Raw genomic sequence first — 25,132 nt, 5'->3', positions numbered from 1 at the left:
AATAAAATGGAGATTTTTTCAACAACAATACATAGTAAGTTATTTAGCGCGATATCTTGCAAGGGAAGCCTTAGACCAACGTTTATAATTGATAAACCCTTTAATATCTTGATTTTCAAGGTATCTTAAATCGTTAGTTAATATTGAATTTGGCTTGATCAACATGTTTTCATCTGGAGAATAAAATAAGGCATAAGTAAATCGCTCAACACCTACTGGTGCTTTTTTAACCATATGTTTGGTAGCAATAAAACGATCATTAGATAGGAGTTGGCCAAATTCTCCAACTTGGAATAATAATGTTGATTTGTTAGGTAGTTTAACCTTTTCAAATGCCTTGCTATTATTAGACATGATGTATAAGCCTGTGTTCTCAGGTTCTTCAATTTCTGATCCTTGGTGAAAATAAGCAGCTGGAATTAGGCCAGTAAATAGACCATGATCGTGATGTGCTCCGCACCAATCCTCATGACTATCAGGCCCATTTTGGCTCCCATGATAATGCAGCATTCTTCCATATCCTGTAAGTAGTTCATGATTAAGCTGAACGGAATCGTTTAATCCCATTTTGTTTAGTAATTGTTTGCCTACAGTAAATATCAATTCACCCAGCGCAAGGTAAGCTGTTTTGAGATTTACTTCCGTTGGCCATTTATTTAATGGTTGATCAGGCACACAAGCATAATAGGATGCTTTCTGGGTATCAATTTGCCACTCATCCTTTAAATTTTTAAACCATTCAACACCAATTTCATAGCCTTCAGTTATGCCAGCATCGCGATTAGGCGCATATTGCTGTTTAATTGATTCTGCAAGCAGAGAAAATTGCCGCGCTACTTTAATATATTCGTTATATTTTTGCTCAAACCCAGGAACATGACTGATACCTATAATTCCTTTCTTTAATAAGGGTTCTTCTAGGTTAGCAATAGACAACGAGGAATTTAATAATTCATTATAGTGAATAACATCCAGTTCCAAATTTTCTCCTAAATTTTAGACTAAAATTATCTTTAGCTTCTTAAAAGACTACTTAAGAAGTGATACAACCCATTGTGCCTGACTTAGTACTACCTTTCTATAATTTTTGCTAAAACCGTCATTAATTTAAGCAAAAATTTTGATTGGTGAGCGCGTATTAGTCATTAGTTTTTATAAATCTTAGCAATGTCTAATTGACGCGCACTTCAGGTTAGTATTAAATGCAAGAAGGGAACGTTCTTAAGGAGCTAGGAATGCCGCTTTCGCCACACTTTATTGAGTTAACCACGAAATTAGTTGAGGATTATTCTCAAAAAGGTATAGGAACCTATTTTCGTAAAAAAGATGCTCACTTTGAAGATCTTCAAAACAATTTAGAAATTATATTAACTTGTATCAAAGACAATGAAAGTTTATTAGATGAGAAAACTCTAATTTCTATCTTAGCTATTACTGCCGTACGTTACGCAACCCCCGATCCCTGTTTTTTTACCTTATTTACTACCTTTCTTAGTGAGTATTATCCTGATAACGGCAGTTATATTTACCTCACTGAGGGCGTATTTATTGAAATAAATCCAGAAGCTAAACATAACATGAATATGTTAAATGACTTACAACGTGCCGTAGGAAATTTACAAAAAGCACACCAGATTGAAAAAGCTATCTTTAATGATCAAATTAGTTGCCTAGAAAAAGAAAGGAATTTATTAAAAGAGCAAAATACGCTTCTTAGAGAGCAAGTTGCAGCGCTCGAAGCGTCTAAAAATCAATGGGAAAAATTATCAGCCGCAGGACCTATTCTTGAAAAATTAAAAGATAATATTGCCACCCTAGATACTCTAATGAATTCTGGGCTTGTAGCATCAAAAGAGCTAGTTACACCTGTAAAAAACTTATCTGAACAGCCATTGCCAGCAACCAATAAAACTGAGCAATTACCTCTTAGCAGTGTTACCAAGATAATCACCAATTTACCACCTAGTCCAAAGCCTCCAACACCTCCAAAACCACCAATTATTAATAAAGTAAATTTAGGAAATGGGTCAAAATCAAAACCTAGCCCAGGTTTATTTGGTTCAAATGATTTTCTGAGTGAATTAAAAAGGAAAGTAGCCGAGCGCGAAGCGCAAATACCATCCGTACCCATGGATTTAGAAAAAAAAAACTTAGCCCTATAGGCTTATTTAATAATCCCGAGATTGCTGCAAAGTTAGCTAGGATACGAGACGCTGTTAAGCCTTACGAATCAGAAGACGAAAGCAATGAATTTAGTGATGTTTCAATTTAGCGCACAACGAGGTTATTTCTATTTAATAGCAACAAATTATGTTATTTTGCAAAATACTGTATTGATAATGCGATAATAGACATTAGCTATGAGAATTTATGTACGCTCTTGAAATTAAACAATTGTGCAAAACTTATAAAAGTGGTGTGCAGGCACTAAAAGGTATTGATTTAACAGTAAAGGCCGGCGACTTTTTTGCTCTTTTAGGTGTAAATGGTGCTGGTAAATCAACAACCATTGGCGTTATTACTACCCTTTTAACTAAAACATCAGGCACGGTTAAAATATGTGGCTATGATCTTGATCAACAGCCCGCCCAAGCCAAATCGTGCATAGGGCTCGTTCCACAAGAGTTTAACTTAAATATTTTTGAGACGTGTGAGCAAATTTTACTTAATGAAGCAGGATTTTATGGTATTGCAAGACACCTAGCCAAACCACGAGTCGATGAGCTTTTACAGCAGTTAGGACTATGGAAAAAACGGCAAACGATTGCACGCCATTTATCGGGCGGCATGAAACGACGCTTGATGATAGCGCGAGCTCTCATTCATAAACCCCAAGTTTTAATTCTTGATGAACCCACGGCGGGGGTTGATATTGAAATAAGACGCAGCATGTGGGATTTTTTCAAGCAAACCAACGCCCTGGGAACGACAATAATCTTAACAACTCATTATCTAGAAGAGGCAGAACAATTATGCAAAAATATTGCTATTATAGATAAAGGTGAGATTATTAAAAACACCTCAATGAAAAAACTACTCACCAGCTTGCACCATCAAACCTTAGTATTCACAACGCAAACCCCGTTCGATAAATTACCACCACTACTCCCCTTTGAACCGGAAATAATTGATGCGCATACATTTGAGCTCCGTATTGACAATCATGTAAGCTTAAATGATGTTTTTACAGAGCTAAGCCAACGAGGTGTCCTTATTCATAGTTTAAGAAATAAAACGAATCGCTTAGAGGAACTTTTTTTGGATTTAATTAATCATGACCATTAATCAGCAATTAATCGCACTTTATACTATTGTAAGGCGCGAAGTGGTACGCATGTTTCGCATAGCAAGTCAGGTTTTTCTACCTCCTGTTATTACCACTACACTTTACTTTTTAATATTTGGCCGTTTGATTGGTAGTCGTATTGGCCCTATACAAGGGGTAGATTATATTTCCTTTATTGCGCCAGGCTTAGTCATGATGTCTGTCATTACTAATGCTTATGGTAATGTTTCAACATCATTATTTAGTGTACGCTTTCAAAAAAGTATTGAAGAAATCTTAGTAAGTCCTGTGCATAATGGTCTGTTATTACTTGGCTATATAATAGGCGGAATAATTCGAGGATTTATTGTAGCCATCTTAGTGATGCTGGTAGCTAGCTTTTTTATGCCCATGCAGATTGATAATATGCTACTTTCCATTTTAGTTATTATCTTAGTCTCAGCCCTCTTTTCATTAGCTGGCTTTACTAATGCTATGATTGCTCGTAATTTTGATGATGTTATGCTTATTCCAACCTTTGTATTAACCCCTTTAACCTATCTTGGCGGCGTGTTTTATTCAACAAATATGCTACCGCTATTTTGGCAAAAAATATCACATTTTAATCCTATTTTATACATGGTTAATGCGATACGACATGCTATGATTGGCCAAGAAGAAGTTAATGTGACACTTGCTATGAGCATTATTTGCGTAATAATTATTGCACTCATTATTCTTAACTTAATTCTGCTAAAAAAAGGCGTGGGCTTAAGAGAATAAAGATAATTAATGGCTACCTATTTTACGGGTAAGTATAAAAAACAGCGCTACACATTGATTTATTCAAATTTATAACCAACAATGAAACTAATATAGTTATGAAGGAATGTGGGTTTGACAAGAGGTAAATACTAATTCAAATTTAATGAATAAAGGAGCTTCGATGATGAAAAGATTTCACTTACCTGGCTTTTTTCTCACTATCTGTCTCCTTCTACCTCATGGCCTATATGCTTATACCCCCCAGCAAATCAGTGAATGGACTGAGCAAACGTTAATGACCACCTTAACTGCTGGCCATCATGAAAAAATTTCTGAAGCAGCCAATGTTCATAGACATTATAAACATCAAGCGTGGCGTTCTATGTCCACTTTTTTAAATCGCTATCTTGGTAATCAGGTAGAAAATAACTTACGTGGACAACAGATTGTCTTTCAGCCAGAGTCTATATTGCCTGCAGAGATTGTGGCTCCTGAAGAGTGTGGTGAAGCGAGCTGTTGGCGAGTTCATCAATCATTTATCGTACCACAAATACACAGAAAGCTTGAATTTACCGCTGTCGTTGCCACTGCGAATCCGGCCCATGCTTCCCCACTAATCATTCATACGTTAGATATACTTATTAGTCCTTATTAATACTAATGTTTATAAGCAATACAAATAACTAATACTAAACTGCAGTTGATGAGTGTAGACATTGGATAATTTGGGTGGTGGAAAGGCACGAGAAATCCTTTCAGGCCTTTTAAGCTGGCTTCTGCCCCAATCAGCTAACTCATAACCAAGTCCAAACTCCCAATTTTTAGCCAAGTTTACGTTAAATCCTAAGCCTACAGTATAGGCAAATGAACCCTTTGTGGATGAACTATATTTTAAAAAGGTGGTTGTACCCTGATAAACGTTATAAATATTTAGGGGTGGGTTAGTTTTAAATCGATCAGAGGAATTAAAACTATAGCCAACACTGCCACTGATATAAGGATGGGCCCATAAATTAGGACAAGCTGCAAATAAGCCTTTCAAGGCTGCTCGCGCATGGCTTATTTTATATCTATAATCTGCTCTCGGTATGTGGTCTAGAGCAAACGTACCTTGCAGATCCGCCTCTGTAGTACCTGCAAACGCTATACCTACACGCTGTGTTAACCAAGGGGTTATGGGACTTTGTAAGGCGAAAAAAATCTCACCTGCAGTAATTGTTTCTGTCGTTTCACGCGCAAAATACTCAACATAGCTATGAAAAGGCGATAGCGCTGGCGGAATATAATAGGTTTGGCTTTGACCTGGGCTTGTCCAGGCAGGTCCACCACTTAAGGTAATTACTTTGGTCCAATCTGGCGTAAAATCGGTAAAATCTTCTGCAAATACAGCCTGGGCAAATAAAACATGAGCCATTATGAAAATTTTTTTAAAGCGCACAATTCATCCTTGTATTTAACTCTTCGCCTTAGCGAAATTATCCAAAAGTTAAATGATATATAATCAAGTCGCTGCGTTGCAACCAAAACATAACAAATTTTTCGCAAGGCTGCTCCTTTCATTTTGTAAAAGAAGAAGTTTACTATTCCGCTTTATTTTTACGTTTAAATCCAATCGCTTCTAAGCGCTTATCTATTTGAGGGTGAGTGGAAAATGCACTTGCTAGTGATTTGATAGGATCAATACTGGAGGGGTCAAATAAGTAAGATGCTTGTCTGATTTGCTCATGTGGGGTTTTGCCATATTCTTGCGTATATTCATCAGCATGGCTTGCATGATCTTGGCTTATTTTTAGTAATGCTCTTGCCATAGGCTCATTGTCACGCATGAGTTCAACCGAACCAGAATCAGCCATATATTCGCGTGTACGACTTAAAAAGAGGGTTAATAGAACCGTTACTAACGGTAATAAATAACGTAATAAGATAACAACTAGCACCAAAGCCGCGGCTGCATTACCACCGCTGTTATTCTGGCGGCGGTTATCTCTACGATATATCAGTGAATAAAATAATATATCAATTACAATCAGTAGAATATTACTTAAAACAGCCACAGTTAAGGTGAGCTTAATATCCTGATGACGAATATGACTTAGCTCATGGGCCATCACAGCTTGCAATTCAGCTCTGTCTAATTTTTCAATTAGACCTCGAGTAATAGCAACCATGGCGGATTTTTCACTATAACCACTGGCAAAAGCATTCATGTAATTCGCTTCAATAAGGTAAACTTTTGGCATATATTTTAAGCCTGCTGCGACCTTCATTTCTTCAACCACATTATAAAGTTGCTTTTCTTGTAGAGACTGCGCATTCTCTGGGGTAATTTCACGATATTCTGTACCTAATAACATGATACGATCATAGAGTGAATAAGTAATAAGCAAGGAGATTGCGGCAACACCCGCCATAATAATTGTGGCCCAGGGTATAATTTTAAACGTAACTAGCGCCATTAGTATTTGCGACAAACTTGCATTAGGGTAAGTTGATAGATTAATGACGCTGTCAGCAATGATACCAACAATGAGGTAAATAAGAATAAATGTAAAAATAACCAGGCGAGTTTTACGTTCATTACGCTGTAATTGTGCTCGCCAGTTACCTACGCTTGCTTCATAATCATTAAGTGGCATCTTGCTACTCAATTAAAATTTGACCGTGTAATTTTCATTGGCTTTAATTTGCTCTTCAGGCAATGACCAATATTCAAATTCTTTATCTAATTTTGCAGAGAACATAGAAACAATCATGGATTCAAAAAAAGATTTCTTTTTAGCGTAATAACGTTCAACACTATCATTATACGCTTGCTTTGCATAAGAAAGCTTATTCTCAGTATTTACGATTTCCTCTTGTAGCTGCAGCGCATTTTGATTGGCTTTTAAGTCAGGATATTGCTCAAAAACTAAGTTTAAACCAGAGGTAATTTGTGAAATACCATTTTCAGCAGCAATTCTTGCTTTTTCATCACCAGCAGCCCGTGCGGCCTGTGCTTGATTACGTAGAGCAACGACATCTTTTAACGTGGTTTGCTCATAATCCATGTATTTTTTTACTGTTTCAATTAAGGATTGAAACACTTTAAAGCGCCGATCTAATTGAATATCAATCTGGCGTTTATTATTATTGATGGCTTCGATTAAACCAATTAAGGTATTAAAAATACCGATAGCCCAGAAAAATAATAACACTAAGATAATTAGCACAACAATCAAAAACGTGGTCATTCGCTTTTCCTAGTTATTTAATTATTAATAATTATGGCTCTAACCCTATAAAAATCAATATTACCAATCATGATATCGCAACTTAAAGATAAGTCATTTAATTAGATTTAACACTCCTCATATAGTGTTGGGAAAGCAAATAAAGCATACTTAGCCGCTTTAATTTGAACTTCCGAACGAGTTCCGTCAAAGCGCTTCGTTTCACTGACTAATTGTAATTTACCTTTTTTCTTAAAACCCCAAGCAAAGCAAACCGTACCCGGTGGAATGCCATCCATAGGCTCATCACCAATGATGCCTGTGGTAGCAATGACAGCATTAGCACTGCTGTTTTTTAAGGCTCCACTTGCCATTTCGCGTGCTATTTCCTCACTTGTTAACGTGTATTTATCAATCGTTTCTTGTTTAACCCCTAAAAGACTTTTCTTAGCTTTGCTTGAATAAACAACAAAACCAGCTTCTAAACACTTACCGCAACCTTCAACCTTCCCCAATAAAGCAAGTATCTGTCCTGCAGTGCATGATTCAGCGGTCACTAAAGTAAGGTCATTTTCTTTAAGAAAAGAAACCACACGTTTTACTGTCTTCATTACATTATCCTAAGTAATAGAGCTATGAGAGGTTAACTTTGGCTTTAACAAACGCTTAAGTAAGTTTCGCTAATTCCCTATGAATTGCGGTAGCAGCTATAGCTGCTTGGCTCTCAGCCACACAAATTTGATATAGACTTGATACTAAATCACCTATGGCAAACATGCCTTTTACAGAGGTCTCATAGTAACGATTTACAACTAAGGTGCCCGATTTTTTCTTAGCGCCTAACATACAGGCTAAATCATCATGCTTAATGCATCCAAGCGCTGAATAAAGGCAATTATAATGCTCTTGTTTACCATCCGCAAAACAAAGTGTAGCCCCCTCATTGACGGTGAGCTCGATTTTAACAAGTGGTAAAGGATTAACAATTAAGTTAGCTTGTTTAATATCATTTACCTCTTTTTTACTCCACTCTGGTGAACGTCCTAGCGTCAATAAGGTAATATTAGGCGTATAATGACGTAAAAATATGGCTTCTGCTAAGCCTTCTTTTCCTTCGCCAATAACAGCAATTTTTTGATCAATAATCTCGTAAGCGTCACAAATAGGGCAATGTCTAATTAGCCCTTGCTGTATGGCGTTATTAATAAAGGGTAATTGTGGCTCAATGTCTTTAACACCGGTTGCTAACACAACATATTGACTTTTAATTTGACCACTAGCAGTTTGCGCTAAAAATCCTCCGCCCTCCAGGCGCTCTATCACTTCAATCTTTTCCCTAATTATGGGCACATCATAACTTGCTACTTGCTTTCTTAAGCGCTCTAATAAGTCATTTCCAGAAATACCTTTAACAAAACCTGGGTAATTATGAGAGGTAGGAATCAATGATGCCCTACTGTAGCTAAAATCATAAACAGCAATATCACGTCGGAAGCGAGCCAGATAAATAGCTGCTGTTAAACCAGCAGGACCAGCACCAACAATTAAGCAATCCCTTTGTTTAGTTTCCATCCTAAATCCTATTATTAATAGTTTATTAACTTTTAGGCCGCTCTTAAATTAAGCGTAGACGAAAGAAATTAAAAATAAATTATTAGCGAGTTTGGAGCATGATTACACTTAGCTTCTTAACGCATCTAACCGTAATGATTGTTTAATTTTATGATAATCATGCCAGGGATCAGCTTTTAATGCTTCTAAGCGCTTAGGCAAAGTACGCAGCGTAAAAAAAGTATCACTAAACTCATCCGTTAATTCATCCCAATGCAGCGGTGTGGCTACTGGGGCATGAGCGCGAGCACGCGTTGAATAAGCACTAATTGCTGTGGCGCCGCGTTGATTGCGTAGATAATCAATAAAAATTTTTCCCTTACGCTTTGTTTTAGCCATTTTACTTACATAAGCATCTGGCTTTAGCTTTTCTAAAAATTGTACAAAAACTTCCGTAAATTGCTTAACTTCTTCCCAGTCATACTCAGGCAAAATAGGAATAACGACATGCAAGCCTTTACCGCCCGTCGTTTTAACAAAAGACGTTAACTTAAATCCTTCTAAATGTTTCTTTATTTCAAAAGCTGCCTCTACGACCTCCTGCCAAGGAAGTCCTGGTGCTGGATCTAAATCAATTGTAATTAGGTCAGGGCATTCAAGCGTATCTATACGGCTTCCCCACGGGTGGATTTCTAATACACCCATTTGAATTAAACTCAGTAAACCTTGCCTATCTTTAAGATAGAGATAATGCTCAATTTCTGCCTTCCCTTCTACCGGCATGGTATACAAAGATGGCGAGCTACCAGCATATAGGTGCTTTTGATAGAAACACTTAGCGTAATTTTCTGGGCATCGGACTAAAGTTAGTAAACGATCTTTTATAAACGGTAAGATAGAGTCGCTTATTGCTTCATAATAATTAAAAAGCTCTTCTTTAGTAATATTATCTTCTGGGTAAATAATTTTATCTGCATGGGTTAAAACAGCGGGCTCTTTTTTCGCCTTTTTTGTGCGTTTGGATTTTGTAGATGTAGTTTGAGTTACTTTTGCAATTGGTTTTTCTACCTCTTTTCTAACCGCATGAGCCTCTTTATCATAACGCAGCCCCTGAAAGCTTGGATGACGTAAGCGCTCATCATTCGTCCATTCAGTAAATTCTACTTCTGCAACGAGTACTGGATTTACCCATAGCGCCTTAGACGCATCCGGTGGGCGCGAAATAAACGGATTTTTAGTCGTGCGATTTTTTTCTAATTCAGTAAACACAGATTTTAAGGATGCTTGGGTAAAACCTGTACCTACATTGCCACAGTAATGTAATTGTCCATTTTTGTCATAAAATCCAACCAATAACGAGCCAAAATAATGACGAGCACCTTTAGGTAGCGTATAACCACCAATAACAAATTCCTGCCGCTTAATGCATTTAACCTTAACCCAATCTTCTGTCCTTTTTTCTAAGTATGGGGCATTAACTTTTTTAGAAACAATGCCTTCAAGCGCTAACGCACAAGACTGCTTTAAGACCTCCTCACCTTGATCAATGATGTGATCACTGAAGCGCAAATCTTGTTGATTTGTTGCTGCTAAAATAGTAGCTAAGGTATTTTTCCTCTCTAACAGCGGACGCTCTCTTAAATCAAATTGATCAACATAGAGTAAATCAAATAGATAATAAATAAATGGCGTTTCTTTGTTTGCTTTTACAGAGTTTTGTAAGAGTTGAAAATTAGACTTATGATGCTCATCAAGCACTACAATTTCACCATCAAAAATAGCTTGTTTTACAGGTAATTTTTTTAATTGAGCTACTACATTTGGAAAATTTTCAGTCCAATCTTTATTGTTACGTGACATTAATCTTATGCTATTGCCATTCTTAAACGCTACAATCCGATAGCCATCAAATTTAAGTTCATGTAGCCACTCAGGGCCATTAGGGATTTCATCGACTAACGTTGCCAGTTCAGGTGAAATACTTTCTGGCAATGATGACTTTGCTGAATGTTTTGCTAACTCAGTAGCTAAACCTTCAGCAATGATTGATTTTTTGGGCTTCGTTTTTTTCTTTAAGTCCTTTTTATCCTTAGGGTGAGTATGATGTTCTTTAATTTCATCGAGTGTTTGCTCTGTTAATACGCTATTGGGTTTGGCTTGAGTAATATCATAATCATCTAAAGACTTGGCTGCTTTATCTTTAAATTTTACTAAAAACCAGGCCTTACCATCGCGATTAGATCGAATTAAATCCCAACGCCCGGTTAATTTTTGTGCCTTTAACTCAAAACGTAAATGTCCTTTTTGATAAGCCTCTATAGGATCATCCAGTGGCTGCCACTTACCCTTATCCCAAAGCATGACTGTGCCACCGCCATATTCGCCTTCAGAAATAATGCCCTCAAAAGAGCCATATTCGACGGGGTGATCTTCTACCTGCATTGCTAAGCGTTTCACCTTAGGATCTAAACAAGGCCCTTTAGGGACAGCCCAGCTTTTAAGTACACCCTCTAACTCTAAACGAAAATCATAATGAAGGTGGCTAGCTGCATGCTTTTGAATAATAAAAAGATTTTTATGACTAGATTGAACTCTACCCTTTGGCTCAGGCGTTTTACTAAAATTCCTTTTTTTATGATAGGTTTTTAAACTCATCACGGCATCCTTATCCTTTGCTGTTTATCATTGTAAGTAAAACACCTCATCCTTTCACTTTAGCTTAGTAATCCTGCGACTTCCATCTAAGGCATTGTTGCGTGGATAAGCCAATCGGTCCAAGTGTTCAATATTTTACCAAACGTTAATCAACATAGCCCGCTTGCCTTAAACCACTATTTGCTTTAATCCATTCGTTCGTCTTTGCGAGCGAAGCGAAGCAATCCAGTGCGGGCTTTACAAATGCACTTTACTGGATTGCTTCACCTTTACTTCGTAAAGGTTCGCAACGACTTAACTCTAGCTTGGCTTTCTAAGCAACAATATTTCCAGTTAATGATAACCACAGCTTAAGCCTCTGCGGGTATTACTTTATTATTTGCTAATAATGGTTTTAGAAATTGCCCCGTATAAGAAGCTTTGCATTGAGCGACCATTTCAGGTGTTCCTGTAGCAATAATTTGGCCGCCTTTACTTCCACCTTCAGGGCCTAAGTCAATAATCCAATCGGCTGTTTTAATAACATCTAGGTTATGCTCAATAATGACGATGGTATTGCCTTGTTCTTGCAATCTAAACAGCACTTCTAGTAGCTGCTTGGTATCATGAAAATGCAACCCTGTTGTTGGCTCATCAAGAATATAAAGCGTTTTGCCGGTGCCTCGCTTGGACAATTCACGTGCTAATTTGATACGCTGTGCCTCACCGCCTGATAAGGTCGTTGCACTTTGCCCAATGTGAATATAGGAAAGACCGACATCCATTAACGTTTGGCATTTACGTGCAAGTACTGGAATTGCTGCAAAAAACTCATAAGCTTCTTCAACTGTCATGTCTAACACTTCGTGGATATTTTTACCTTTATACTGAATTTCTAAGGTTTCACGATTATAGCGCTTGCCTTTGCACACATCACAAGCTACATAAATATCAGGTAGAAAGTGCATCTCAACTTTAATTAACCCATCCCCTTGGCAGGCTTCACAGCGGCCGCCACGTACATTAAAGCTAAAACGACCTGGTTGATAACCACGAGCACGCGATTCAGGTGTATTAGAAAAGAGCTCACGAATTGGTGTAAATAAGCCTGTATAAGTGGCCGGATTAGAGCGTGGCGTACGGCCAATTGGACTTTGATCAATGTCAATTACTTTATCACAAAGCTCCAGTCCTTCAATTTTATCAATTGCACCTACGCACATTAAATTAGCCCGGTTAAGCTTATTCGCGGCAATTGGGTATAAGGTATCATTAATTAAGCTTGATTTTCCTGAACCAGAAACGCCAGTAATACAAGTTACCAATCCTAATGGAATACTCACTTTGACGTTATGCAAGTTATTACAATTTACATTGACTAAATGCAGCATACGCGATTCATCAACGGCTTTCCTCTGTTTAGGGATAGCAATACGTTGTGTACCTGCTAAATATTGCCCAGTTAATGACGCTTGATTTTTAGTAATTTCTGCAGGACTACCGCAAGCGACCACTTCACCACCATGAACGCCAGCCCCAGGGCCTATGTCAAGTACATAGTCAGCGGCTCTAATAGCATCTTCATCGTGTTCTACGACAATAATGGTATTTCCTAAATTACGTAAATGCATTAGGGTTTTTAATAAACGATCATTATCTCGTTGGTGCAGGCCAATAGAAGGCTCATCTAAAATATACATCACACCAACTAAACCTGAGCCAATTTGACTAGCTAGACGAATGCGCTGCGCTTCACCGCCTGATAAGGTTTCAGCACTACGTGTTAAAGAGAGATAATCTAGCCCTACATTAACTAAAAAGCCCAGCCGTTCCACAATTTCTTTATTAATTTTGTCAGCGATTTCGCCTCGATAACCTGTTAGATGGAGTGTTTTAAAAAAATGATACGCTTTATCAATTGAATAAGCACAAATCTCAGGGAGATTCTTATCTTCGATAAAGACATTCCGTGCTTCTTCACGCAAACGCGTTCCTAAACACGCCTGGCATGGGCGCGAAGCAAGGTATTTTGCTAATTCTTCCCGCGCGGTTATTGACTCTGATTCATGATAGCGTCGCTGCATATTAGGAATAATTCCCTCAAACTTATGCCGCTTAGTAAAATAGTCCCCGCGCGAACGATAATAGCGAAATTCTATTTCTTCTTTACCACCGCCATGTAATATGATCGTTTGTATTTTTTCAGGCAAATCGCAAAACGCCGTTTCAAGATCGAATTGATAATGACGCGCTAACGACTCAAGTAGCGAATAATAATAGGTTGTTTTTTTATCCCAACCCCGTATTGCACCCGCTGCTAAACTCGCCGTTTCATCATGTACCACGCGTTTTGGATCAAAAAATTGATTCACGCCAAGACCATCACAAGCTGAACAAGCACCCATTGGGTTATTAAATGAAAACAACCTAGGCTCTAATTCGCTTAAACTATAACCACACTCAGAACAAGCAAATTTAGAAGAAAAAACAAGATCCGCAAAACTGTCATCTAAAGAAACAACCACTGCCAACCCATCTGCTAAATTCAAAGCATTCTCAAAGGATTCACTGAGACGCTGCTTCATGTCTTCACGTATTTTAAATCTATCTACGACTACTTCAATCGTATGCTTTTGGCGTAAGGATAATTTAGGTGGATCATCTAGCTCATAAACTTCACCATCAATTCTTGCCCGAATATAACCTTGTGCTTGTAATTGCTGTAGTAATTGCAGATGCTCACCCTTCCGCTCGCGAATGACAGGTGCTAAAATCATGGCCTTACTATCTGCAGGTAAAGTTAAGACATGATCAACCATTTGACTTATTGTTTGCGCATGTAAGCTTAGCTTGTGAATAGGGCAACGAGGCTCACCGACGCGCGCAAAAAGCAAACGTAAATAATCATAAACTTCTGTAATTGTACCTACCGTTGAGCGTGGATTATGCGATGTTGCTTTTTGTTCTATTGAAATAGCTGGTGATAACCCTTCAATTGCATCTACATCAGGTTTTTCCATAACCGACAGAAATTGGCGAGCATAAGCTGAGAGGGATTCAACGTAACGACGTTGTCCTTCAGCATATAGGGTATCAAAAGCGAGTGAGGATTTACCTGAACCTGATAACCCGGTAATGACGGTTAATTGATTACGCGGGATATTAACATCAATATTCTTCAGATTATGCGTTCTTGCACCTCGAATATGAATTGATTGCATACGAATGGCCATCCTGCTATAAAAAACTACAGATTATATACCTGTTATTGGTGACTTTGCGAATTTATATCCGACTTAATCTTAAGGAACCATTAATTGCTATACTGATAGCATAACGGCGGCTCAAAGGTATAGGAATGATAAATTACTTACAGAAATTACTTTTAGTTTGCTTCCTTTTACCTACTTTCTGTAATGCAAGTAATGAACAAGTTCTTAACTGGACACAACAAACCTTATTGAAAACCCTAACACTTAATTATAAAAATCTAGACAACCAATTAGAGTCAGTCAAGCCTAATTACACGCCTGAAGCCTGGGAGGATTTAAGAAGTTTTCTTGGCGATAAATTTGTTGCAATTAGAGACAACCAACTTGTGTTACATCCAACGGCGATTAAAACAAGACAATTAATTGTACAGCAAGGTTTTGAGAATATCATTTATTGGCGGGTCAATCAGGGCATTAAGGTGCCTGAGCTAAACTTAAACCTCTACTTTTCTGCCGTTGTGGTTAAATCCAATAAACCATCTTATTTAATACAAAGCTTAACAGTCACCAAAGAGTCCATTAATTAGGCTTGATAGATTTGCTTAGTAACCGGCTAAAACTTAGTCATATCCTACAATAATAGAAGAAAAACGGCTGCCATTGCACCATATAACTTAGAGAACAATCTTTACAAAAAAAAAAAATAATTGGTAAAATTTATTACATTTAGATTCGAATTTGGAACTATTATGTTTGTATTTTTTTATACTTCGCGCACAAATAACCAGGATAAAAAAGAAATTACCCATCCTGGTTTTGCTATAGAAGATAAACCTAATCTAATTGGTGGGCGGTTTAATAGAATTATCGTTATTAAACAATCAGAGGATCACGATAACCCTATAACCGCGACGGCGATGGCAATTAACACTGCTTTGAAGTCAATTCCGAATGATGCTACTGCAATTTCTTTTGACTTAAAGCAATTGCAGTCTCCAGAGGTATTAAAAGCGATTCCTGAGCAAATAACGAGCGTTGAGTTTACTAGTAAAACAGATATCTCATCTGTACTAAAGATTATTCAACATCTTCCTGACCATATTACTCACCTTAGCTTATCTAAATTATTTGATAAGTCTACTGTTGACAGGACAGATATCGCAACAATTAAAGCCCTTATTCAAACTATTCCTGCCCATATTACCCACATTAGCTTACCTAATTTATTTGAGGTATATGCTGATAAAGACTTAGCATCTATTTTTGGAGCTTTTCATAAGAAATTGAAAGGATTAAATATGGGAAACCTCGATCCTTTTGAGGAAAGTATTGAGGATGAAAGGTTGAAAAATTTATTAATTCATTTGCCTGTTTCTGTAGAGAGGGTGTTAGTACCGCATCTAGCATGGGTAGGAAGCTCCGCGGGAAGATATATAAACATGCATGAGTTATTTTTTCCTAAATCTTATAAGGAAATCACAGAAAAATTACAAGATAATGATAACGCTACTTTCGATCAGGCTTTAGCTATATTAAAAGACTATACTAAATCAGATAGTTATCTTCCTGGGGCTACTCGATTCTTTAGTGGCCACTGGAATAGGCATCATATTGATGCAGTAGATGAGATCATCAGTAAAAGCACTAACTTACCCGGTTTGCTAGATGCTCTACATAATATTAAATTAGGTAATCCAACGGGCTCTTTAGCCAGACGCATTCGCTTTATTGAGCACTTAGCTTACGAAAATGAAAATAAACAAAAAGTAAATCAAGATAACAGCATGGGATTAAGTTTAAGTTAATGATGAAGCACGCCAGTATGGTCTAAAGGATTATTATCTCGGCAGCGCCTAATTAGTAGCGTAATAAACTATATTTCGCGATCCTAGCAACTTACCCACAATTTTTGTGGGTAAATCTGTGTACTGACACCGCTGGAAAGCTATTGGTAGCTTTTTAAAACTGTTATAATTCTCATCTCTTTTACTTTTGGCCAATACCATGCAATTTTTGAAAAATTTAATCCTTGTACTGTTGGTAGTAGGCGCGGTAAATACCGGCTATACAGAACCCAACCTTAAGGAAATTGAGCAGACTATTAGTGATTCATTAATAACCACTAAAATTACAGCCAAGTTTACAAAGGATAGCGATCTTAATCCACTTAAAATCTCTGTTTCGACAGAAAATGGCGTGGTAAAATTATCAGGTTATGTGAAAAATAATGAAGCGTTTGTTAAAGCATTACGCCTGGCTAACTCAACAAAGGGTGTTGTCTCTATCGATGTAGAAGATTTAGAAATTAAACAGGTCAATACCGCATTAACAGACACCTACATCACGGCTAAAGTGGAAGCGGCTGTTCTTAAAGCGAAAGTACTCGATGATGAATCTATTCCTTTAGTAGGCATTAACGCGACCACCATTAATGGTATCGTGACTCTAAGTGGGCAAGTTAAAAGTAACAAGTCAATTGCCGCGATTATTAAGCGCGTTGCAGCCATTCGCGGTGTAAAAAAAGTAATTACTCATTTAAAGATAAATAAAGCGTCTTCTTAAGTTTTAATTGATTAAAAGGATTTAGCCTCATGCCGATTTTAACACGTTTTAAATTTTTTCTTTGGTATTTTGGACACTTTAAAGTTGCCTTGATTGGTTATTTGAAGCCTAAGATAATCGAGCTAAATGAGCAAAACATTATTATTAAATTACCTTTAACTCGCCGCAGTAAAAATCATCTAAATTCGATGTACTTTGGCGCTTTAGCTGTTGGCGCTGATTTAGCAGGTGGTTTACACGGTTTCTATCATGCAAGACAAATTAATGAAAAAATATCCTTAGCTTTTAAATCGTTTGAAGCACAGTTCATTAAACGCCCCGAATCAGAAGTTTATTTTGTTTGTAAAGCAGGCGACTCGGTTAAAGAAATGATTATAGAATCTAAACAAACCAAAGAACGAGTTAACCGAATTATTCCTATCGAAGCCTTGACTCATTACCCGCATAAACCAGAATTGGTAGCAAGTTTTAACCTTGAGTTATCGATAAAGGTCATTGGAAAATAGGATGAACAATATAAATACTGGTCAGCTAAGGACTGCCATGTATTATAATGCATTCAAGCGAGGGTTCCCCTTTTTTGTTATCCTAACTTATATATTACTTTTTTATTTTTTAATTAGGCTAGACTTACGCCTAGATTTTATTTCATTTTATGCGTCAGCCACCGCTTATTTGAAGCATTCTAACCCTTATAAAGTATTAGTCAGTAATTTCCTACCTACTAACCTAGTCAAACTTCCGATTAATTTAAATCCACCTTTTTTTCTTGAATTAATTGAGCCACTTACAAAACTTAGTTATCGCCTAGCCACCGTTATTTGGTTCTTCATATTATTTATCTCAGGTTTAATAGGTGCCTATTTTTCTTTCAAAATATGCGTATCACCACAAACTTTTAAAAAAAATTGGTTTTATTTATTTATCATTTATTTAGGTTTTTATTCAACAGTAATAAGCACAACAATTGTCCAAGTAGGTAGCTTATTATTATTTTTTATTATCGGCGGTTATTATTTTTATCTAAGAAAAAATGATTACTTAGCTGGATTTCTTTGGGGGTTTATTATTACCCTTAAAATCTTTCCCGCATTATTATTTTTCTTTGCCTTAAAGCAAAGGCGCTATCGCGTATTAATGGTAACCATTATAACTTGTATCATTACGCATTTAATTCCTATTATTACCCATGGTATTCATATTTATACGCTCTATTTTGATATGGTACATCGTGTTCTTTGGTATGGTGATCTATGGAATGCGTCTTTTTATGGCTTCTTATTTCGTCTTTTAATTGATTCTGCGGATAATCATCAAAGTCTATGGTTTGTGCATGCGATTTATGCGGTTATTTTTTTAATCCTTTTAATTTGGTATGTAAAAAAAATTGATAGGATTCAAACAAATGATCATCGTTCTTTTTGCTTAACGTTAGTCATGATGCTTTTTATGAGCCCTTTGGGGTGGCTGTATTATTTTCCACTATTAATCATGCCTTTTGCCTATCTCTATGAAACCTTATGCAGGCAACCGACTTTAAATATACACTATGCTAATTTAGGGTTAATCAGCCTACTCCTCCTTAATTTCCCGCTAGGCTACGTACCCGAACGTGATATGCCTTTTATTTTCTTTAAGTTAACCGTCTTATCAATTTACTTTTATGGTTTACTGATTTTAGTCTATCTCTTACATAAACCGCTAGCGAACAAGTCAACCATGGCAGCCTTCTCAACTACAAGAAAGAATTATTTACTATTTCCTGCTATGCTTATCTTATCATTTGGATTACTGGTTCCACTTGTAATTTTTGTTGCACACTTACTTTAAGTATGCTTTCTTAATAAGAAGATAGAAGGCTAAAAAATAGTTAAGTCTTTATAAATAAAGATTATTTGACATGAGAGGCCTTTGATTTTAACGTTAATAAATTGAATAAGGGAATTGTCGAAGCTGCTATTATGATTGATTTAACAATCCATACTCAACCTGATGACGAATCCTGTGGTCCGACTAGCTTGCATGCAATTTATCGCTACTATAATCTAGATTTATCTTTAGAAGAGATTGTTAATACGGTTGAACGCTCTCTTTCAGGCGGTACCTTAGCATCGATGCTTGGTAAGCATGCACTCTTACAAGGATTTGACACAACCTTATACGTTAATAATCTTGCAGTTTTTGATCCAACTTGGTTTGAAAACGATGGCATTGCCTGCCCTGCGTTATTAAAAAGAAAGCTTAGAACGCAGATGAAATATAAACGAACGAGACGTTTTGTACAGGCCAGTCATTCCTATTTAGATTATATCGAATTAGGCGGCCAAATACGCTTTAGAACTTTAAGTGTTAAACTATTAAGTCAATATTTTAATCAGCAAGTCCCCATTTTAACTGGCCTAAGTGCCACATATTTATATCGCAGTGCCCGAGAAATTTATAATAAACACGGGCAAGGCCTCTATGATGATATTCGCGGCACGCCTTGTGGCCATTTCGTTGTACTGTGCGGTTACGATAAACCAAAAAGATTAATCATTGTTGCTGATCCACATCGCGAAAATCCCCTGTCTCATGATAATTATTATAAAGTAAGTAGTAATCGACTTATTAATGCAATTATGCTAGGTGTACTAACCTATGACGCAAATTTATTAATCATTCAACCTAAGGGAGCTATGAAATGCAAACTATAATCGTTACTGATGAACCTCCCAGTTGGGAGTTTTTAAGCCACCTTGCCACTATTGTTCATGCAAGAAACTACCTATCTCATGAAGAATATACTCAAAATAAAGCCATGCGTGTGATTAATCTCTGCCAATCCTATAACCATCAAAGCATTGGCTACTACGTTTCATTACTTGCTCATGCACGCGATCACAAAGCAATACCTTCGGTTGATAGTATTCAAGACGTATTAAGTACGAGTCTATCTAAACTCATTTCGCAAGAAATTGATGAAGAAATAGAACATAGCTTACATGACATTAAAACAGATGAGTTCGTTTTTAGTCTTTACTTTGGTCAAAACATGGCAAAACGTCATGCCTTACTTGCTAAGAAATTACATGGCCTTTTCCCATTACCACTCTTACGCTTTACCTTAGAGCGTAAAAAGCAATGGCGTATCAAACATTTACAAGCCTTATCGCTAGCAGATATACCAGCAAATCATCTTGAATTCATGAAGGAAGCGGCGGAAAGCTATTTATCTAAAAAGCGCTTCCATCAATGGCGTAAAAAACAACGCTATCATGATTTAGCTATTTTAGTTGATCCTAGCGAAACGAACGCACCTTCCAATAAGAAAGCCTTAGAGTTCTTTGCCCACACCGGTGAAGAAATGGGGCTTAATGTTGATTTTATAGAAAAAAGTGACAGTAAATCTATTGCTGAATACGATGCCTTATTTATTCGGGCAACAACGGCCGTAAACCATTATACCTATCGTATGGCAAGGTATGCTCATCAACAAAATATGGTAGTAATTGATGATCCGCAATCGATTGTTAAATGCAGTAATAAGGTCTATTTGGCTGAATTAATGCGCAATCATCAAATTTTAACACCAGAAACGCTCTTTTTAAGTAAATATGATAAAGAAGCGCCGCAAATTGATTTTCCATGTGTATTAAAAAAACCAGATGGTGCTTTTTCGCATGGAGTCATTAAAATTGAAGACAGTAAAGCGCTGCAAAAATCATTATCACAATTTTTTAAAACCTCCGATCTGGTTCTGATTCAGCCCTTCATTCCAACAGAATTTGATTGGCGCATTGGTATTTTAGACAATCGACCTATTTTTGCTTGTCGCTATTATATGGCTAAAGACCATTGGCAAATTTATAATTGGGATGCCACAAAAGATACACGTGAGGGTAAAGTTGAAACAGTGCCGATTCATGAAGTACCAGAAGCCGTGATTAAAACAGCACTAAAAGTCACTCGCTTAATTGGCGACGGCTTATATGGTGTTGATATGAAAAGCCATAACGATAAACATTATGTCATTGAAGTAAATGATAATCCTAATATTGATAATGGATTGGAAGACAAACTACTTGGTGAATCGCTTTATCATCAAGTGATGAATGTCTTTTTACAACGAATTCGTAGGAAGCATGGGTATGTCTAATTATTCTATTTTCTCGGTAATTGGTATTGAAATTGAATATATGCTGGTTGATAAAACATCTTTAAATGTACAGCCCAAAAGCGATATTATTTTAAAACAATTGGCTGGTGAATTAGTAAATGAAACTAATTTAGATGATATTGCTGTCAGCAATGAATTAGTACTGCATGTACTTGAGCTAAAAAACAATGGCCCACGCCCCTTAACGGAGCCATTAGCAGAGCATTTCCAAAAGGCTATTACGACAATTAATCCTATTTTAGCTGAACACCATTTACAATTATTACCGACAGGTGCCCACCCCTGGATGAATCCGCTACAAGAAACAAAACGCTGGCCACATGGTAATAACGATATTTATCAGCAATTTGATAAGATTTTTAATTGCAAGGGGCATGGCTGGTCAAATCTGCAAAGCATGCATATTAACTTACCCTTTGCCAATGACACTGAATTTAATCAATTACATAATGCTATTCGTTTATTATTACCTCTTTTACCTGCACTAGCAGCAAGTACTCCCTTTCTTGAAGGCGCGGTTACCGGGATAAAAGATACGCGTCTAGATTTTTATGGCAGCAATCAACGTAAAATTCCTGCTATAAGTGGCGATATTATTCCAGAATTTATAAGCTCAGAAGCTGAATATCAGCAAAAAATTCTACAGCCTATGTATGATGCTATTAGCCTCTATGATGAACAAAAAATATTGCAACATGAGTGGCTAAACTCGCGGGCAGCTATTCCTAAATTTAAGCATAAAGCCATTGAAATTCGGATATTAGATACGCAAGAATGCGTCACTGCTGATATTGCCATTGCAAAAGCGGTGTTTTATATCCTTAAACAGTGGATTAACCAGTCGCATTACTTTTTAGACAATCCCTATCCGACTAAGAATTTAAAAGCGCTTTATGATCAAACCAAGGTTAATGGGTTAACGACGATTATTGACAATAGAGAATTGTTATCGCAATGGCAATTAAAGCAAGCGGTAAGCACATGTCGTGACGTATGGTGTCAACTTATTGAACAAATTAGTCACCAATTAGATGAGGGCAGTCAACGCGCCTTAGAATATATTTTAAGCCAAGGTAATTTAAGTGAACGATTGTTAAAAGCGAGTGGCCCGAAATTAAGCCAGAGTGCCTTAATGAGTATTTATCGCCAGCTTAGCCATTGTTTATTAACTAATCAACAATTTAATCCATCGTGAGAGAGATAAACGTTATTTTAAGCTGCGAGCATGCAGTCAATACGATACCTCCAGCTTATAATCATTATTTTGCGCATCATGAGCCTTTACTCAATTCTCATAGAGGATTTGATATTGGCGCATTAGATATCGCAAGCTACCTCAGTAATGCTTTACACTCTCCTTTAATTTGCGCCACCGTTAGTCGTTTATTAATTGATTGTAATCGAAGCCTTAAGCACAAAACCTGTTTTTCTGAAATTTCAAAAGCCTGCTCACTTGAAGAAAAAAATCAATTAATCCAATCTTATTATTTGCCTTTTAGACAAGCAATAGAGCAATTAATTCAAACAAGTATCGCGAAAGGTTACCAAGTTTGGCATTTATCTATTCATAGCTTTACGCCCATATTGAATGGAATTAGCCGCAATACAGACATTGGTTTTCTCTATGACCCTAAACGCGCGGCTGAACAACGTATTGCTCGGCACTGGCAATATTTATTAAAACAGCATGACGATCAATTACAAGTACGCCTAAATTATCCCTATCGCGGAATTAGTGATGGCTTTACTACAAGCTTAAGAAAAAAATACGCGGCTGAAGATTATGTGGGCTTAGAATTAGAATGCAAACAAAGTTTGACCGAGCAAGCGAGTGCGCTGGCGCAACTAAATAGTGCCTTAGTTGCGACATTACTGCTACTAGAGCAATTATATACTACAGAAAAAAGCCTCTAAATTATTTCTTTAATTTAACGGCACGCAAAATAGCGTTAGTTATTTCTCGAAAAACTTGTCTAACGAGCTGACGAACTAAGGTATTTTTACTTAAGGTCGTCATAACTGACGGCGCTTCTTTCTTCCCCTTCGCTTTTGGTGTTTTTTTCGGTAATGAGTTTTTCTTACGGGATAAACTAGTGGCAACCTGTGGTGCTGTTTCTATTTTGCTATAGCGTTCTAATAATACTGAATTGGCCATAATCGTGTTTATCTCTGAGGTTGTTAAGGGCCCCATTCGGGATTCGGGCGGGCGCATTAAACATTGAGCAACAGGTGTGGGTTGACCTCGCTCATCCAAAGCCGTAACTAATGCTTCACCTATACTAAGGGAAGTAAGTAGCTGTTCAATATTGTAATCATCTGACGGTGGGAAATTTTGCGCCACCAATTTAATTGCTTGCCTATCTTTTGCGGTAAAAGCACGTAAAGCATGCTGAATTTTTAAGCCAAGCTGGCTCAATATATTAGCAGGAATATCATTAGGTGTTTGCGTACAAAAAATAATACCAACCCCTTTGGAACGAATTAATTTAACCATTGTTTCTAACAGCTGCAATAATGATTGATTAGCTTGACTAAAAATTAGATGCGCCTCATCAATAAATAAAACTAATTTAGGTTTAATCGTATCGCCAACTTCGGACAATGTTTTGTAAACATCGGTAAGCAATTTAATCATAAAGGTAGAAAATAGCTTTGGCTTTTCTTGCATATCCATTAAGCGTAAAATAGATATAATTCCTTCTTGCTCGGCATTTACACGCAATAAATCCTCTATCTTAAATGCGGGCTTTGCAAAAAAATTTTCTAAGCCTTGTGCCTCTAAATCAATAATTTTACGCAAAATAATGCTAGTTGACGTACTAGCAATTGCACCAAATTGCGCTTTAAATTCTGCTTTGCCAGCATCTGTTTGGATAAACTGTAAAAGCGCCTTAAAATCAGCGAGCGTAATCAGTGGCCGTTTTTTCGCTTTTGCAAATTCAAACATAACTGTAATAACACTGGCTTGAGTTTCATTGAGTTCTAAGAGACGAGCAAATAAAGACGCACCAAAATCCATCAACGTCGTACGCAGTGGCACACCCTGCATCTTATTATTTAAAGTAAATAACTCCACCGGATAAGCTCGTGGGGTATAAGGTAGATTTGATTGTTGACTGCGGCTTTTTAAAAAATCATTTATTTTAGCAGGCATCGCGAGTCCCGATATATCACCTTTTATATCCATCACGAAAGAAGGAATGCCTGCTAGAGACAATTGCTCACATAAAACCTGTATTGTTTTAGTTTTGCCAGTCCCTGTTGCGCCCGTAATTAGTCCATGGCGATTAATATTTTTTAAAAGAAGATTAACGGATGCTTCAGCACTTACTTGATTATCAAAAATAATATTGCCGAGGGTAAAGTAGGCCTGTTGACCAGGCTGATAAGAAACTGCTAAGGCATTAATAGGGGACTGCATAATTATTATTAGGTTTAAAGCCGTTTAAATCTAATAATATATGACATCCTACTATTGTTCTATAGCGTTAATAAAATAGCATTGTTGCGTGAAGCCAGGTTAGCCGGTAGATACTGTCTTTAAAAACAAGCTAAATTTCATTAAAAGGTTTTTAAGATAGCATCAACTAACTTATCTACCCAAGTCCGAAATACCGTGGCGTGTCTACGGTATCCAACCCGCCAGTGCCACTTCTCTGGATACCGCAGACACACCGCGGTAATTGGGTTGTAATTTATTTTATACTTTTTAAAGATATAAGTCTGGATGAAACGAAGTAAAACCTGGGTTACGGTCCTTTGGACCTGCACCCAG

The 25,132-nt window shown here is 37.0% G+C and carries 22 protein-coding genes; 13 read left to right on the top strand and 9 right to left on the bottom strand.

Annotated features, from left to right (window positions below; translation table 11 throughout):
- Nucleotides 1-39 precede the first annotated feature (39 nt).
- On the bottom strand, nucleotides 40-981 hold the full coding sequence (locus DYE47_RS01685; protein WP_115301610.1) for a 2OG-Fe(II) oxygenase family protein: 942 nt from the start codon (nucleotides 979-981) through the stop codon (nucleotides 40-42).
- A gap of 254 nt (nucleotides 982-1,235) precedes the next feature.
- Between DYE47_RS01685 and DYE47_RS01680 the strand changes: the two genes are divergently transcribed.
- The 4 genes from DYE47_RS01680 to DYE47_RS01665 all read left to right on the top strand — a co-directional run bounded on the left by DYE47_RS01680 (nucleotide 1,236) and on the right by DYE47_RS01665 (nucleotide 4,685).
- Nucleotides 1,236-2,162, top strand: a complete 927-nt coding sequence (locus DYE47_RS01680) for a hypothetical protein (RefSeq protein ID WP_131750109.1) — start codon at nucleotides 1,236-1,238, stop codon at nucleotides 2,160-2,162.
- Between the two features lie 208 nt (nucleotides 2,163-2,370).
- On the top strand, nucleotides 2,371-3,285 hold the full coding sequence (locus DYE47_RS01675; RefSeq protein WP_115301608.1) for an ABC transporter ATP-binding protein: 915 nt from the start codon (nucleotides 2,371-2,373) through the stop codon (nucleotides 3,283-3,285).
- Complete coding sequence (locus DYE47_RS01670; RefSeq protein WP_115301607.1) at nucleotides 3,275-4,048, top strand: ABC transporter permease; 774 nt, start codon at nucleotides 3,275-3,277, stop codon at nucleotides 4,046-4,048. Before DYE47_RS01675 ends, DYE47_RS01670 begins: the two co-directional genes overlap by 11 nt.
- 163 nt (nucleotides 4,049-4,211) lie before the next feature.
- Nucleotides 4,212-4,685: a hypothetical protein gene (locus tag DYE47_RS01665; RefSeq protein WP_115301606.1), complete on the top strand. Its 474-nt coding sequence runs from the start codon at nucleotides 4,212-4,214 to the stop codon at nucleotides 4,683-4,685.
- Between the two features lie 9 nt (nucleotides 4,686-4,694).
- Here DYE47_RS01665 and DYE47_RS01660 read toward each other — a convergent pair whose 3' ends face one another.
- The 7 genes from DYE47_RS01660 to uvrA form a co-directional block, all read right to left on the bottom strand.
- Complete coding sequence (locus DYE47_RS01660) at nucleotides 4,695-5,468, bottom strand: outer membrane protein (protein ID WP_115301605.1); 774 nt, start codon at nucleotides 5,466-5,468, stop codon at nucleotides 4,695-4,697.
- 142 nt (nucleotides 5,469-5,610) lie between these two features.
- Nucleotides 5,611-6,666, bottom strand: a complete 1,056-nt coding sequence (gene htpX / locus DYE47_RS01655; protein WP_115301604.1) for a zinc metalloprotease HtpX — start codon at nucleotides 6,664-6,666, stop codon at nucleotides 5,611-5,613.
- Between the two features lie 12 nt (nucleotides 6,667-6,678).
- Complete coding sequence (locus DYE47_RS01650; protein WP_115301603.1) at nucleotides 6,679-7,260, bottom strand: LemA family protein; 582 nt, start codon at nucleotides 7,258-7,260, stop codon at nucleotides 6,679-6,681.
- Nucleotides 7,261-7,367: 107 nt separating this feature from the next.
- On the bottom strand, nucleotides 7,368-7,850 hold the full coding sequence (locus DYE47_RS01645; RefSeq protein ID WP_115301602.1) for a CinA family protein: 483 nt from the start codon (nucleotides 7,848-7,850) through the stop codon (nucleotides 7,368-7,370).
- Between the two features lie 55 nt (nucleotides 7,851-7,905).
- The gene (locus DYE47_RS01640) at nucleotides 7,906-8,811 is read right to left on the bottom strand and encodes an NAD(P)/FAD-dependent oxidoreductase (protein ID WP_115301601.1); all 906 of its coding nucleotides are present in this window, start codon (nucleotides 8,809-8,811) and stop codon (nucleotides 7,906-7,908) included.
- Between the two features lie 108 nt (nucleotides 8,812-8,919).
- Nucleotides 8,920-11,445: a DNA ligase D gene (gene ligD / locus DYE47_RS01635; protein ID WP_115301600.1), complete on the bottom strand. Its 2,526-nt coding sequence runs from the start codon at nucleotides 11,443-11,445 to the stop codon at nucleotides 8,920-8,922.
- 350 nt (nucleotides 11,446-11,795) lie between these two features.
- Nucleotides 11,796-14,645: an excinuclease ABC subunit UvrA gene (gene uvrA, locus DYE47_RS01630; RefSeq protein WP_115303979.1), complete on the bottom strand. Its 2,850-nt coding sequence runs from the start codon at nucleotides 14,643-14,645 to the stop codon at nucleotides 11,796-11,798.
- A gap of 137 nt (nucleotides 14,646-14,782) precedes the next feature.
- Between uvrA and DYE47_RS01625 the strand changes: the two genes are divergently transcribed.
- From DYE47_RS01625 to DYE47_RS01585, 9 genes are all read left to right on the top strand, one after another.
- On the top strand, nucleotides 14,783-15,223 hold the full coding sequence (locus DYE47_RS01625) for a DotI/IcmL family type IV secretion protein (protein ID WP_115301599.1): 441 nt from the start codon (nucleotides 14,783-14,785) through the stop codon (nucleotides 15,221-15,223).
- Nucleotides 15,224-15,385: 162 nt separating this feature from the next.
- Nucleotides 15,386-16,441 (top strand): DUF5617 domain-containing protein, encoded by a 1,056-nt coding sequence (locus DYE47_RS01620; protein ID WP_115301598.1) that lies wholly within the window; start codon nucleotides 15,386-15,388, stop codon nucleotides 16,439-16,441.
- A 199-nt stretch (nucleotides 16,442-16,640) separates the two neighbouring features.
- Entirely contained in the window at nucleotides 16,641-17,198 is a 558-nt protein-coding gene (locus DYE47_RS01615; RefSeq protein ID WP_115301597.1) for a BON domain-containing protein, read from the top strand.
- Between the two features lie 29 nt (nucleotides 17,199-17,227).
- Entirely contained in the window at nucleotides 17,228-17,704 is a 477-nt protein-coding gene (locus DYE47_RS01610; protein ID WP_115301596.1) for a hypothetical protein, read from the top strand.
- A gap of 1 nt (nucleotide 17,705) precedes the next feature.
- Nucleotides 17,706-19,028 carry a glycosyltransferase family 87 protein gene (locus tag DYE47_RS01605; protein ID WP_115301595.1) on the top strand — a complete coding sequence of 441 codons (1,323 nt, stop codon included), beginning with the start codon at nucleotides 17,706-17,708 and terminating at the stop codon, nucleotides 19,026-19,028.
- Nucleotides 19,029-19,159: 131 nt separating this feature from the next.
- Nucleotides 19,160-19,894, top strand: a complete 735-nt coding sequence (locus DYE47_RS01600; RefSeq protein WP_115301594.1) for a cysteine peptidase family C39 domain-containing protein — start codon at nucleotides 19,160-19,162, stop codon at nucleotides 19,892-19,894.
- Nucleotides 19,882-21,336: a RimK family protein gene (locus DYE47_RS01595; RefSeq protein ID WP_115301593.1), complete on the top strand. Its 1,455-nt coding sequence runs from the start codon at nucleotides 19,882-19,884 to the stop codon at nucleotides 21,334-21,336. Before DYE47_RS01600 ends, DYE47_RS01595 begins: the two co-directional genes overlap by 13 nt.
- Nucleotides 21,329-22,552, top strand: a complete 1,224-nt coding sequence (locus DYE47_RS01590; RefSeq protein WP_165482083.1) for a carboxylate-amine ligase — start codon at nucleotides 21,329-21,331, stop codon at nucleotides 22,550-22,552. Before DYE47_RS01595 ends, DYE47_RS01590 begins: the two co-directional genes overlap by 8 nt.
- On the top strand, nucleotides 22,549-23,271 hold the full coding sequence (locus DYE47_RS01585; protein ID WP_115301591.1) for an N-formylglutamate amidohydrolase: 723 nt from the start codon (nucleotides 22,549-22,551) through the stop codon (nucleotides 23,269-23,271). Before DYE47_RS01590 ends, DYE47_RS01585 begins: the two co-directional genes overlap by 4 nt.
- Nucleotide 23,272: 1 nt before the next feature.
- Here DYE47_RS01585 and DYE47_RS01580 read toward each other — a convergent pair whose 3' ends face one another.
- Nucleotides 23,273-24,778 (bottom strand): helicase HerA-like domain-containing protein, encoded by a 1,506-nt coding sequence (locus tag DYE47_RS01580; protein WP_115301590.1) that lies wholly within the window; start codon nucleotides 24,776-24,778, stop codon nucleotides 23,273-23,275.
- Nucleotides 24,779-25,132 lie beyond the last annotated feature (354 nt).

Origin of the sequence: Legionella beliardensis, from assembly GCF_900452395.1 — a bacterium.
GTDB lineage: Bacteria > Pseudomonadota > Gammaproteobacteria > Legionellales > Legionellaceae > Legionella_C > Legionella_C beliardensis.
The sequence above is the reverse complement of the archived record's forward strand: the minus strand, read 5'-3'. Positions and strand labels throughout refer to the sequence as shown.